General features: G+C 68.4%; 11 protein-coding genes. 5 read left to right on the forward strand and 6 right to left on the reverse strand.

The genetic code is table 11. From position 1 onward, the window contains the following. Nucleotides 1-55 precede the first annotated feature (55 nt). Nucleotides 56-1465 (forward strand): UDP-N-acetylmuramate:L-alanyl-gamma-D-glutamyl-meso-diaminopimelate ligase, encoded by a 1410-nt coding sequence (mpl, locus tag ASD34_RS08430; RefSeq protein WP_056575626.1) that lies wholly within the window; start codon nucleotides 56-58, stop codon nucleotides 1463-1465. Then, nucleotides 1465-1974 carry a cupin domain-containing protein gene (locus ASD34_RS08435; protein WP_056576181.1) on the forward strand — a complete coding sequence of 170 codons (510 nt, stop codon included), beginning with the start codon at nucleotides 1465-1467 and terminating at the stop codon, nucleotides 1972-1974. Before mpl ends, ASD34_RS08435 begins: the two co-directional genes overlap by 1 nt. Before the next feature lie 12 nt (nucleotides 1975-1986). Here ASD34_RS08435 and ASD34_RS08440 read toward each other — a convergent pair whose 3' ends face one another. The 6 genes from ASD34_RS08440 to ASD34_RS08465 form a co-directional block, all read right to left on the reverse strand. After that, the gene (locus tag ASD34_RS08440) at nucleotides 1987-3105 is read right to left on the reverse strand and encodes a 3-deoxy-7-phosphoheptulonate synthase (RefSeq protein ID WP_056575631.1); all 1119 of its coding nucleotides are present in this window, start codon (nucleotides 3103-3105) and stop codon (nucleotides 1987-1989) included. A 235-nt stretch (nucleotides 3106-3340) separates the two neighbouring features. Continuing rightward, nucleotides 3341-3874, reverse strand: a complete 534-nt coding sequence (locus ASD34_RS08445) for a hypothetical protein (protein ID WP_082548553.1) — start codon at nucleotides 3872-3874, stop codon at nucleotides 3341-3343. Nucleotides 3875-3955: 81 nt separating this feature from the next. Beyond that, entirely contained in the window at nucleotides 3956-5416 is a 1461-nt protein-coding gene (gene tldD / locus ASD34_RS08450; RefSeq protein ID WP_056575635.1) for a metalloprotease TldD, read from the reverse strand. 48 nt (nucleotides 5417-5464) lie between these two features. Further along, nucleotides 5465-6619: a rod shape-determining protein RodA gene (gene rodA, locus ASD34_RS08455; protein ID WP_056575638.1), complete on the reverse strand. Its 1155-nt coding sequence runs from the start codon at nucleotides 6617-6619 to the stop codon at nucleotides 5465-5467. Between the two features lie 32 nt (nucleotides 6620-6651). Further along, nucleotides 6652-8487, reverse strand: coding sequence for an ATP-binding protein (locus ASD34_RS08460; RefSeq protein ID WP_056575641.1), 1836 nt, complete (start codon nucleotides 8485-8487; stop codon nucleotides 6652-6654). 6 nt (nucleotides 8488-8493) lie between these two features. Beyond that, entirely contained in the window at nucleotides 8494-9237 is a 744-nt protein-coding gene (locus tag ASD34_RS08465) for a response regulator transcription factor (RefSeq protein ID WP_056575644.1), read from the reverse strand. Between the two features lie 279 nt (nucleotides 9238-9516). Here ASD34_RS08465 and ASD34_RS08470 point away from each other — a divergent pair, with 279 nt between their 5' ends. The 3 genes from ASD34_RS08470 to ASD34_RS08480 all read left to right on the forward strand — a co-directional run bounded on the left by ASD34_RS08470 (nucleotide 9517) and on the right by ASD34_RS08480 (nucleotide 13197). Continuing rightward, entirely contained in the window at nucleotides 9517-10110 is a 594-nt protein-coding gene (locus ASD34_RS08470; protein ID WP_056575647.1) for a YqiA/YcfP family alpha/beta fold hydrolase, read from the forward strand. Between the two features lie 107 nt (nucleotides 10111-10217). Beyond that, on the forward strand, nucleotides 10218-12293 hold the full coding sequence (locus tag ASD34_RS08475; RefSeq protein WP_056575650.1) for a ribonuclease catalytic domain-containing protein: 2076 nt from the start codon (nucleotides 10218-10220) through the stop codon (nucleotides 12291-12293). A gap of 52 nt (nucleotides 12294-12345) precedes the next feature. Further along, the gene (locus tag ASD34_RS08480; RefSeq protein WP_056575653.1) at nucleotides 12346-13197 is read left to right on the forward strand and encodes an energy transducer TonB; all 852 of its coding nucleotides are present in this window, start codon (nucleotides 12346-12348) and stop codon (nucleotides 13195-13197) included. Nucleotides 13198-13220 lie beyond the last annotated feature (23 nt).

Genomic DNA, 13220 nt, shown 5'->3' on the forward strand with positions numbered 1-13220 from the left:
CGGCGCCCGGGGCGAAGCCGCCGGGCCACCTGCGGCGCCTCCCTAGAATTGGCCGATGCACATTCATATTCTGGGTATCTGCGGCACGTTCATGGGTGGTGTGGCCGCCCTCGCACGCGAAGCAGGCCACCGGGTCACGGGCTGCGACGCCGGCGTGTACCCCCCGATGAGCGACCAGCTGCGCGCGCTCGGCATCGACCTGATCGAAGGCTTCGGCGCCGACCAGCTGGACCTCGCCCCCGACATGTTCGTGGTCGGCAACGTGGTCTCGCGGGCCTGCCTGCCCGACGGCAGCCCCAAATTCCCGCTGATGGAAGCCATCCTCGACGCCGGCAAGCCCTACACCAGCGGCCCGCAGTGGCTGGCCGAACACGTGCTGCAGGGCCGGCATGTGCTGGCCGTGGCCGGCACGCACGGCAAGACGACCACCACCTCGATGCTGGCCTGGGTGCTCCAACAGGGCGGCAAGGCGCCCGGCTTCCTGGTCGGCGGCGTGCCGCTGGACTTCGGCGTGTCGGCCCGGTTGGGCGACGGCCCGGCCTTCGTGATCGAGGCCGACGAGTACGACACGGCCTTCTTCGACAAGCGCAGCAAGTTCGTCCACTACCGGCCTCGCACTGCGGTACTGAACAACCTGGAGTTCGATCACGCCGACATCTTTGACGATCTGGCCGCCATCGAGCGCCAGTTCCATCACCTCGTGCGCACCGTGCCTGGCACCGGGCGCCTCGTGGTGAACGCCACCGAAGAAAGCCTGCAGCGCGTGCTGGCCCAGGGCTGCTGGAGCGAACTCGCACGCTTCGGCGACGGCGGTCCGGCCACGGAATGGCAGGCGCGCGGCACGCACGACGCCTTCGATGTGCTGCACCGCGGCAAGGTGGTCGGCCGGGTCGAGTGGGAGCTTTCGGGTCTGCATAACCAGATGAACGCGCTGGCCGCCATCGCGGCGGCAGACCATGTGGGCGTGCCGCCGGCCGATGCGGCCCGCGCGCTCGGGCGCTTTCGCAACGTGCGCCGCCGCATGGAACTGCGCGGCATGGTCGAGGGCCAGGGCGGCGCGATCACCGTCTACGACGATTTCGCCCACCACCCCACCGCGATCCGCACCACGCTCGACGGGCTGCGCAAGAAACTCGACGACGCCGGCAAGCAAAGTGAGCGCATCCTCGCGGCCTTCGAGCCGCGCAGCAACACGATGAAGCTGGGCGTGATGGCCGCGCAGCTCCCCTGGAGCCTGGAATCGGCCGACCTGTCGTTCTGCCACACGGCCGGCCTCGACTGGGACGCGGCCGCCGCGCTGGCACCGATGGGCACACGCGCCCAGGTCGCCGGCGCCATCGAGCCGCTGGTGCAGCAGGTGGTGGCCGCGGCGCGGCCCGGCGATCACATCGTCTGCATGAGCAACGGCGGCTTCGGCGGCGTGCACGAAAAACTGCTGGACGCCCTGCGCGCCGCCCACGGATGATGAGCGCCATGCGCGCACAGCAACTGATCGACACCCTGAAGCTCCAGCCCCACCCCGAGGGCGGCTGGTACCGCGAGGTGTTCCGGTCGGCCGCGAGCGTGGCACCCGGCGATGGCCGCGCGCCGCGCAGCGCGCTGACCAGCATCTATTTCCTGCTCGAAGCCCACCAGCATTCGCGCTGGCACCGGGTGCTGTCGGACGAAGTCTGGGTGCACCTGGAAGGCGTGCCGCTGGCGCTGTGGACCTGCGACGCCGCGATGCGGACCGCGCCGGCCCACGTGAAGCTGGGCCCGGTCGATGTGCACGGCACCCGGCCGCAGCACGTGGTGCCCGCCGGCCAGTGGCAGGCCGCGCGCCCGATCCAGGGCCATGCGGCCGGCGACTACACGCTGGTCGCCTGCATGGTCGGGCCGGGCTTCGACTTCGCGGACTTCTCGCTGGTGCCGCAGGGCAGCGACGAGGCGGCGTCGATGCGGCACCACTGGCCCGACCTGGCCAGCATGCTCTAACTAACTACCGATTCAGCCCCGGCGCTGCTTGACGGCCTGAGACAAGGTCTCGAGCACCTGCACCGAATCGTCCCAGCCGATGCACGCATCGGTGATGCTCTTGCCGTACTCGAGGCCCGACAGCTGGTCCTTGCCCGGCGTGAACTTCTGTGCGCCCGCCTGCAGGTGGCTTTCGATCATCACGCCGAACACGCGATTGGAGCCGCCGGCGATCTGGCCGGCGATGTCCTTGGCCACGTCGATCTGCTTCTGATGCTGCTTGGAGCTGTTGGCGTGGCTGCAGTCGACCATGAGCGTGGGCGGCAGCTTGGCGGCTTCGAGGTCCTTGCAGGCCGCCTCGACGCTGGCGGCGTCGTAGTTCGGCGTCTTGCCGCCGCGCAGGATCACGTGGCAGTCGCGGTTGCCGTTCGTCTGCACGATCGCGACCTGGCCGTTCTTGTGCACGGACAGAAAGTGGTGGCCGCGCGCTGCCGCCTGGATGGCGTCGGTCGCGATGCGGATGTTGCCGTCGGTACCATTCTTGAAGCCGATGGGCGCCGACAGGCCCGAGGCCAGCTCGCGATGCACCTGGCTCTCGGTGGTGCGCGCGCCGATGGCGCCCCAGGCGATCAGGTCGCCGATGTACTGCGGCGAGATCACGTCGAGGAATTCGCTGCCCGCCGGCAGGCCCAGGCGGTTGATGTCGATCAGCAGCTGGCGCGCGATGCGCAGGCCTTCGTCGATGCGGTAGCTCTCGTCCAGGTACGGGTCGTTGATGAGCCCCTTCCAGCCGACCGTGGTGCGCGGCTTCTCGAAGTACACGCGCATCACGATTTCCAACGTGCCGGCGTACTTGTCGCGCTCGGCCTTGAGGCGGCGGGCGTACTCGAGCGCCGCGGCCGGGTCGTGGATCGAACACGGGCCCATGACCACCAGCAGCCGGTCGTCCTTGCCGGCCATGATGTTGTGAATGCCGCGGCGGGTGCCGGAGATCAGCGCTTCGATCGGCGTGCCGCGGATCGGGAAGAAGCGGATCAGATGTTCGGGAGGGGGGAGCACGTTGATGTCCTTGATGCGTTCGTCGTCGGTCTTGCTGGTTTTTTCGACGCTCGCATACCAGCTGTCGCCGGCGGGAGGGGTGTTCGTGCTCATGGTTCTCTTCCTTGTTGGTGTGAATGAAAAATCGTCAGGGCATAAAAAAACCGCCGGGGGCTGGAAGCCACCGGCGGTTCTGGGAGGGTGTTCGTTTGCTTTACGCGCTCGCCTCTCGTCCGCCGGAAACCGGGAACCAAAAGTAGGCAAAAAAGTAAGCGCGGAGGGCGGACATGTGGGCGGAATGTAGCACGGAAAACAAAAACCCGGCCAGGCGACCGGGTCGGTGTTGTTTTTACCGGTAGCCCGATTCGTTGGCGTTGTGGATGATCCAGATCAGATTGCCGCTGCTGAAATCGCCCATGCCGCCGCCCGCGAAGATCAGGCGGCCCTGGCCCTTGTAGGTCATCTCGAAGCGATGGCGGTCGCTGCCGAAATAGAACGGAATCCAGGCCTTGCCCGTGATGTAGGCGCCCTGGTCGGTGGGCTGGCCGGCGAGGTCGGTGACCTGCTTGGTGCTCATGCCGATCTGCAGCCGCGTGAACTTGCTGTTGCGCGCCGGGTTGCCGGTGATCTCACCCTCGTAGCCGTTCAGGCCCTTGACGGTGCGACCGCTGCCGGCCTCGACCTTGGACGAGTCGATCACGCTGCCACGGGCGTCCATGCCGGCCTTGGAGCCGCTGGGCGCCGCGGGCGCTGCAGCAGCGGGTGCCGGTGCTGCGGCGGGCTGGCTGCCTGAACCGCCGCGCGAGGCGCAACCGGCGGTGGCCAGCGCCACCACGGCGGTCACAGCCCACAGCACGGCGGGCGAATTGATCCTGTTCCCCATTGAATGCTCCTTGATTCGTCGTTCGCAAAAAAGGAGCGCAGCTTAGCAACCGAAGGAAACAGCCGGCAAGTGCCGAAAGTCCTAAGCCGTTCCACCTACCGTCAGGCCATCGATGCGAAGGGTCGGCTGGCCGACGCCCACCGGCACGCTCTGGCCTTCCTTGCCGCAGGTGCCGACGCCCGAATCGAGCGCCATGTCGTTGCCGATCATGGTCACGCGGGTGAGCGCGTCGGGGCCGTTGCCCACGATGGTCGCGCCCTTCACCGGGTACTGGATCTTGCCGTTCTCGACCCAGAAGGCCTCACTGGCCGAGAACACGAACTTGCCGCTCGTGATGTCGACCTGCCCGCCGCCGAAGTTGGTGGCGTACAGGCCCTTCTTGATGCTGGCGACGATTTCCGCCGGGTCCTTGTCGCCGCCGAGCATGTAGGTGTTGGTCATGCGCGGCATCGGCACGTGGGCGTAGCTCTCGCGGCGGCCGTTGCCCGTGGGCTTGACCTTCATGAGGCGCGCGTTCATCGAATCCTGGATGTAGCCCTTGAGGATGCCGTCCTCGATCAGCACGTTGCGCTGGCTGGCGTGGCCCTCGTCGTCCACGTTGAGCGAGCCGCGGCGGTCGGCGATGGTGCCGTCGTCGAGCACCGTGACGCCCTTGGCCGCCACGCGCTGGCCGATGCGGCCGGCGAACGCGCTCGAGCCCTTGCGGTTGAAGTCGCCCTCCAGGCCGTGGCCGATGGCTTCGTGCAGCAGGATGCCGGGCCAGCCCGAGCCGAGCACGACCGTCATCTCGCCGGCCGGAGCCGGGCGGGCGTCGAGGTTGGTCAGCGCGGCCTTCACGGCGTGGTCGACGTATTCGGCGATCTGCTCGTCGGTGAAATAAGCCAGGCCAAAGCGCCCGCCGCCGCCGCCCGACCCGACCTCGCGGCGCCCGTTCTGTTCAGCGATCACCGTGACCGACAGCCGCACCAGCGGCCGCACGTCGGCGGCCAGCGTGCCGTCGGCGCGCGCCACCATCACCACGTCGTACTCGCTGGCCAGGCCCGCCATGACCTGTGCCACGCGCGGGTCGCGCGAGCGGGCCAGCTTCTCGACCTTCTCGAGCAGCTTCACCTTGGCCGTGCTGTCGAGCGTGGCAATGGGGTCGATGCCGCCGTACAGCGAGCGGCTGGAGGCGATCTTGCGCGGCACGGTCTTCACGCGTGCCGTGCGGCCGGCGGAGGAAATGGAGCGCACCGTGCGCGCCGCGTCGAGCAGCGACGCCTCGGAGATGTCGTCCGAGTAGGCAAAGGCGGTTTTTTCGCCGCTCACGGCGCGCACGCCAACGCCCTGGTCGATGCTGAAGCTGCCGGTCTTGACGATGCCTTCTTCGAGGCTCCAGCCCTCGGCGCGGGTGTACTGGAAATACAGGTCGGCATCGTCCACGCGGTGCGCGGTGATCTCGGCCAGTGCCTTGCTCAGGTGCGATTCGTCCAGGCCGAACGGCGTGAGCAGAAGCTGTTGCGCTGTAGCCAAGCGCTCGATGGTGGGTTCGCGAGAGATCATGACTGCCATTCTAGGCAGCCGCCCCCTTCCGTGCCGCCCCGGGGGGCTCTAGCTCTGTGCCAGCTTCCGGGCTCGCGCGATCGACATCAGGATGCCCAGCCCCAGCCCCAGCGTGACCATGGCGGTGCCGCCGTAGCTGATGAACGGCAGCGGCACGCCCACCACCGGCAGGATGCCGCTGACCATGCCCATGTTCACGAAGGCGTAGGTGAAGAAGATCATGGTCACCGCCCCGGCGAGCAGGCGCGAGAACAGCGTGGGCGCGTTCAGCGCGATGTTCAGCCCGCGGAAGATCAGCAGGATGAAGGCCGCGATCAGCGCCAGGTTGCCGATCAGGCCGAATTCTTCCGAGTACGCCGCGAAGATGAAGTCGGTGGTGCGCTCGGGAATGAACTCCAGGTGCGTCTGCGTGCCCTGCATGAAGCCCTTGCCGCCCACGCCGCCCGAGCCGATGGCGATCATCCCCTGGATGATGTGGAAGCCCTTGCCCAGCGGATCCTTGCTGGGGTCGAGCAGCGTGCACACGCGCTGCTTCTGGTAGTCGTGCAGCACGCGCCAGTCGACGCCGTCGACGCACAGCTGCGACTCGAAGCCCACGATCAGCGTGATGGCCACCGCGCCGATCACCACCGGCGGCACGATCAGCTTCCACGGCAGCCCGGCAAAGAAGATCACCGCCAGCCCGGCCGCCAGCACCAGCAGCGAGGTGCCCAGGTCGGGCTGCTTCATGATGAGCCCGACCGGCACGGCGAGCAGCACGGTCGCCACCACGAAGTCAAGCGGGCGCAGCTGGCCTTCGCGGCGCTGGAACCACCAGGCCAGCATCAGCGGCATCGCGATTTTCAGGATTTCGCTGGGCTGGATCACCACGCCCACATTGATCCAGCGCTGGGCGCCCTTCTTGGTGATGCCGAACAGCGCGACCGCGATCAGCAGCGCCACCCCCGCCGCATAGAGCGGCACGGCGAATGCCATGAGCCGCTGCGGCGGCACCTGCGCCACCACGAACATGATGCCGCCGGCCAGCAGCATGTTGCGTCCGTGGTCGAGAAAGCGCGAGCCATGGTCGTAGCCGGAGGAATACATGGTGAGCAGCCCGGCAAAGGCGAGCAGCATCACGGCAAAGGCCAGGAAGCCGTCGAAGCCCTGGAAGATGGGCGCAATACGACGCGCCAGGGAGGGCTGATTGAACACGGCAGACATGGGGGCGGATTATCCGCGCCCCGCCCGTGCGTTCAGCCGAAACCGAGCTGAACGACCGTGCGACCCGGTCGGCTTTCCAGTGTCAAGCGGGCCCCGATGGCGGCGGCGCGCTTGGACAGCGCCTTCGGCACCTCGGCGGCGTCGAAACCCACACCGTTGTCGATCACGCGCAGGTGCACGGCGCCGCCGCGCGCGTCGGCCTCGATGCGCAGCGCGCTCGCGTGGGCGTGCTGCAGCACGTTCGAGATGGCCTCGAACAGCAGGAACTGCAGCTGCCGCGTGGCATGGGCGTCGAGCTGCGTCACCGCCGGCAGTTCGTCCACCCCCCATTCGAAGGCGATGTCCGCGGCGGCCAGCCGGGGCTCCAGCCGGTAGCGCAGCGCCGCCAGCAGCGCGCCGACATCGCCGGGCGGCAGGTGGATGGAGTCGATCGACAGCTTGAGCTGGTCGAGCGAGTCGCGCAGGGTGCGCAGGAGTTCGTCAGGGCTGGTCTGGCCCGACTGCAGCTGGCGGATGGCCGAGCTGATGTGCGAGCCCACGCCGTCGTGCATGTCGCGCAGGATGCGCTCGCGCTCATGGGTGCGCGCCTGGTCGCGTGCCACGGCTTCCAGCTCGGCATAGGTGGACGCCAGCTCGCGCTCGCGCTGGGCCACCCGGTCGGCCAGCGTCTGGACCCAGCCGCGCGCCTGCACGCTGGCAACGTGAAAGCGCCGCAGCACGATGAGCAGCAGCGCCACGCCGAACAGCACCGAGCTATAGCGCACCCAGGTGGTCTCGCCGTAGGCATCGCTCAGGCGGATCACCAGCCAGTCGCGCGTGCCGAAGGCCACCGTGACCAGCGCGGCGCCGGCCACCAGCAGCCGCTCGATACTGGGCCGGCGCGCCGTGGCCACGGCAAAGGCGACCACGAAGCCGACGACGATCGTGATCTCGACCGCCAGCCAACCCGTGAGCAAGCGCGGCTCCTCGCGGTTCAGCGCCAGCCAGGTGAACACCACGGTGCCGGCCACCACGGCCGCCATCGGCCAGCGCGCCCAGCGCAGGCGCGGGTTCTGCGCCCAGTCGGCCAGGTGATAGCAGAACATCATGGCGGAGGCGGCCCAGCCTGCGTAGCAGCCGGCCATCAGCACGCCCCAGAGCTGCCACGGCAGCGGCGGCTCTGGGATCATGGCGTCGGCCACGCGCATGGCCCAGCAGAACTCGGCAACTGCGGCCCAGAAATAGAGGGCGTCGCGCTGGCTGCGGCCCGTCGCACCGGTGTCGACCTGGGTGAACCACAGCGCCAGCGCGATGCTGCCGACGATCAGGCTGAACGCCGTCAGCAGCACCGACCCCGTGAAGCGCCAGGCATAGGCGCGCTCGAACAGCGCCGTGCGCACCGGCGTCGCCGGCCCGATGGTGACGCGCGACAGGCCGGCGCGCCGTTCGCTGTCGGCGCGGATGCGGATCTGCAGCAGGTTCTCGCCCTCTTTCAGCAGCCGTCCGGGCACCGGCACGTAGACGGGCGCCTTGGCGTAGTCGGCGCGGTTGCCCTGGCTGAGGTCGCCGTAGGCCTGCAGCAGCGCGCCGTTGAGTTGCACTTCGAAGACGCTGCCGGCGCGGGGAATGAAGATGCCCCAGGGCACCTCGGGCAGGGTCTCGACCCGGAACGGCAGGTCGAAGCTCGCAAAGCCGGTTCGGCCTCGGTGGCGGCGGTCCCAGTGGTACGAAAGCTCGACGGTTTCGGTCTGCACGACACCGTCGATGGTGGTGGCCACCATGGCATGGCGCAGCTCGATCGGGCCCTGCGCCTCGGCAGCGCCCGCACCCGCGGCAGCGAGCAGCGCCGCCAGCCCCAGCAGGCACAGGAAGGCCAGCCGCCGCAGCATCCGCCCTCAGCCCGGGTGGGACAGCAGGCCGAGGCGCGTGGCCTCGAACACCGCTTCGCTCTTGGAATGCACCGCGAGCTTGCCGTAGAGGTTCTTGATGTGGGTCTGCACCGTGTGCACGCTCAGGCCCTTGAGGCGCGCGATCTCCGCGTACGAGAAGCCGCGCGCGATCAGCGTCAGCACCTCGTGCTCGCGCGCCGAAAGCAGGCCGCGGTCACTCTCGCCGTGCCCCGACTCTGCCGGCGCCGCGTCGGTCGTGCCCGGCACGGCCGCCTGCAGGCTGCGGTACTTGGCAAGCACGCGGCGCGCGATCATGGGCGAGATCGGCGAGGCGCCGGCCTTCATCTCGACGATGGTCTGCGCGATGTCTTCAGGCGCAGCATCCTTGTGGATGTAGCCCACGGCGCCGGCCTCGATGCTGGCGAGCACGTTCTCCTCGTCGCCGAAGACCGACACCACCAGCGGCTCGCAGCCGGGAAAGCGGGCAACGGCGTCACGGATCACGTCGAGCCCGGTGCCGTCGGGCATGCCGAGGTCGACCAGCAGCACGTCGGGGATGGTTGCGGTGGCGGCCAGCCAGGCCCGAGCCTCCTGCACCGTGCCGGCGCTGCCGAGCCAGAACAGGCGCGGGCTGCGCTGCACGCTGGCCTCGAAGAAGGCGCGTGCGCGGCTGTCGTCCTCGACCACGAGCACGCCCCAGCGGCGTGGCATCCCGTCATCCTGAGCCTCGGTATTCATGGGATGAAGCATAAGCCTCGACACCTGGTGCCATCGAGGGGCCGCCTCCCTCATTCATGGGATGCCCCCTGCCAGATGCGTCACGAAATTTGTCTCATCTTTTTTCCTGCCCCGCGTCGCCGGCTCCCTGCGTGGCCGCACCGTGAATACTTTCGAATTCGAGACACGTCCTTGTCACCCCTTTCGCAGGACTTTGTAGGGTCCTCGGGTCATCGGCGGCATAGACCTCATGCAGAATTGTCTGAACCGGGCCACGGGGCGCAACCTGCGCGCCGCCGGTCACCTTCTCCCATGGAACCGCAAACCACCCATCTGTTGTACCTGCATGGCTTCCGTTCGTCGCCCCGCTCGACCAAGGCGCGGCTGGTGGCGAAGCATGTGGCGCGCGAGCACCCGAACCTGGAGTGGTGGTGCCCGCAACTGCCGCCGTCGCCGCACGATGCCATCGACATGGTGATGAAGGGCATCGCGCACTGGCCGCGCAAGTCGATGGCGGTGATCGGTTCGTCGCTGGGCGGTTTCTACGCCACCTACGTGGCCGGCATGACGCGCTGCCGCGCCGTGCTGCTCAACCCCGCGGTGCATCCGGCGCGCGACCTCACGCGCTACATCGGCAGCCAGACCGCCTGGCACGATCCGGCCGAGCACTTCTACTTCCAGCCCGAATTCATCCAGGAATTGCGCGCCATGGAAATCGGTGCGCTCACGCGGCCCGAGCGCCTGTTCGCGATCATCGCCAAGGGCGACGAGGCCCTTGACTGGCACGAGATGTCGGCACGCTACCCCGACAGCCGCATCAAGCTGCTCGAGGGCGGCGACCACGCGCTCTCCGACTTCGAGAAAGCGCACCTGGCCGACGTGATGGCGTTCATCAACCCCGTCTAAAGCTCACCCCCAGACTTCGCGCACTGCGTGCCCGCGGCCCGGCAAAGCCGATTCCGCCGCATCCCTGGCCTGGGAGCCCACCCGATCCCGCGTGGGAGAATCGCCAGATGTTTGTATTGTTTGAAGAAGCCGGCAAGTACCTCGGCGGCCGCATCCTGTCGGAAGCCGAAGCCTCGGCACAGGTCGAGCTCGAGACCGGCAAGCGCGTCAAGGTCAAGGGCGCCAACATCGTTCTGCGTTTCGAGAAACCGTCCCCGGCCGAGCTGATCGCCGAGGCGCGCACGCTCGCCGCCGCCATGGACCTCGACCTCGCCTGGGAATTCGCAGCCGAAGGCGAGTTCGGCTTTGCCGACCTGGCCGCCGACTATTTCAGCGACAAGCCCACGCTGGCGCAGCAGGCCGCCGCGCTGTTCGCGCTGTTCGAGGCGCCGCACTACTTCCGCCGCGCGGGCAAGGGGCGCTTCAAAAAGGCCCCGGCCGAGATCGTGCAGCAGGCGCTGGCCGCCATCGAGAAGAAGAAAGCCGTCCAGGCGCAGATCGTCGAATGGGCCGGCCAGCTGGCAGAGGGCGTGTGCCCGCCGGCGATCCGCGAGCAGCTCTACAAGATCCTGTTCAAGCCCGACAAGAACGCCCCCGAATACAAGGCCGTCGTCGATGCCGCGCGCGCCACGCAGCGCCCGCCGCTCGATCTGCTGGAGCGGGCCGGCGCGATCGACTCGCCCTACCAGTTCCACTGGCGCCGTTTCCTGTTCGAGAACTTCCCCAAGGGCACCGGCTTCCCCGCGCTCGCGGCGCCCGCTGTCGCCGACGACCTGCCGCTGGCCGAAGGCGTGCAGGCTTTCTCGATCGACGACTCGCAGACCACCGAAATCGACGACGCACTGTCGGTGCAGGGCATGGGCAGCGGCACCGTCACGGTCGGCATCCACATCGCGGCGCCGGGCCTGGCGCTCGCGCCGGGCAGCGCCATCGACGCCGTGGCGCGCGCGCGCATGTCCACCGTGTACATGCCGGGCTACAAGATCACCATGCTGCCCGACGAGGTGGTCGACACCTACACGCTGCTCGAAGGCGGCGACCGTCCGGCCGTGTCGCTCTATGCGCGCTTCGACGAAGCCACGCTCGAGCTGCAGGGCACCGAGACGAAACTCGAACGCGTGCCGATCGTCGCCAACCTGCGCCACGACCAGCTCGACGCCGTCGTCACGCAGCCCTGGCTCGAAGACGCCACCTTCAATTCAGAAAATACCCCCGACGCCGCCGCGAAGCTGCGCGCGCCGCTGTCCTTCCTGTTCCGCCTGGCCAGGCACCTGAAGGCGCAGCGCGAAGTGGTGCGCGGCAAGCCCGAGAACTTCAGCCGGCCCGACTACAACTTCCGCCTCGTCGGCAACGACGGCGCGGAGCCCACCGGCAACGAGCAGGTGCAGATCAGCACGCGCCAGCGCGGCGCGCCGCTCGACCTGATCGTGTCCGAGGCCATGATCCTGGCCAACAGCAGCTGGGGCGGCTGGCTCGGCGAGCTCGGCGTGCCGGGCCTGTACCGCAGCCAGGCCAGCCTGGCGCCCGGCATCAAGGTGCGCATGGGCACGCGCGCGCTGCCGCACGCGGGCCTGGGCGTGAAGAGCTACGCCTGGAGCACCTCGCCGCTGCGCCGCTACACCGACCTCGTGAACCAGTGGCAGATCATCGCGGCCGCGCGCCACGGCAAGACCGCCGCGCTGGCCGCACCCTTCAAGCCGAAGGACGCCGACCTGTTCTCCATCCTGTCGGGCTTCGACGCGGCCTACGCCACGTACAACGCCTACCAGGGCGGCATGGAGCGCTTCTGGACGCTCAAGTACCTGCAGCAGCAGGGCATCACCGAGCTCGAGGCCACGGTCATCAAGGACATTCCCAACGGCGCGCTGGTGCGTGCCGACACGCTGCCGCTGGTGTTCCCGGTGGCCGGCCAGCAGGAGCGCGGCGCGCGCGTGCGCGTGAAGCTCGGCGAGATCGACGAGATCGCACTCGACGTGAGCGGCACCGTGCTCGAACGCCTCGACGTGCCGCTGGCCGATGCGGCTGTCGTTGACGCCGACGGCGGGGAGGACGACGAGGAAGAAGTCGCCGGCCCGATCGCTATCGCGGTCGACCTGAGCGACAGCGAGGCCGCACCCGACCCGACGACGACCGCGCCTGCATGACCCCCGGTCGAACGACCGGAGACATGCGCCGCCCCCTGGAGGAGTTTCGAGAATGAATCTCAAGGACCTCAGCACGCTGCAGATCGCTCTGGGCGTGTCGGTCATCGCGCATGCCGCGTTGCTCGCGGTGCGCTTCGTCGATCCCGAATCGTTCAACCGGGTCTTCAGCGAAACCCCGCTCGAGGTGATCCTGGTCAACAGCAAGACCAACGACAAGCCCGACCCCGCGGCCCGCGTGATGGCGCAGACCACGCTCGCGGGCGGCGGCGACCTCGACAAGGGCCGCGCCACCAGCCCGCTGCCGCCGTCGAGCTTCACCACCATGGGCGACTCGTTCGAGGAGTCGCGCCGCCAGGTCGAGGCCATGCAGGCCCAGCAGATGCAGATGCTGGCGCAGCTCAAGCGCGAGCTCGCCGCCATGCCCGTGCCCGATCCGCGCCAGGCCGGTGATCCCACCGAGTCCGCTGCGCGCGAAGAAAAGCGCCGCCAGATGGTCGCGCTGCTCGCCGAAATCGAGCGCCGCGTGAACGAGGAAAACGCGCGCCCCAAGAAGCGCTACCTGAGCCCCGCCACGCGCGAGGCCGCCTACGCGCTGTACGTCGACACGCTGCGCCGGCGCATCGAGGTCAAGGGCACCGAGAACTTCCCGACCGCGGCCGGCAAGAAGCTCTACGGCGAACTCAAGATGACGATCACCATCAACCACGACGGGCGCGTGCTCGACACCGTGGTCGACGAAAGCTCGGGCAACACCACGCTCGACCGCCGTGCCCAGGCCATCGTGCGCAGCGTCGGCAACTTCGGCAAGTTCACCGACGCGATGCGCAAGCAGACCGACCAGATCGTGCTGCAGTCGCGCTTCAAGTTCACGCGCGACGAGACCATCGAACTGTCGTCCCAATAGCAACAGCACCCCCAGCAGAATAC

It is taken from the genome of Variovorax sp. Root473, assembly GCF_001426505.1.
In the GTDB taxonomy this organism is placed as follows: Bacteria; Pseudomonadota; Gammaproteobacteria; order Burkholderiales; family Burkholderiaceae_C; genus Variovorax.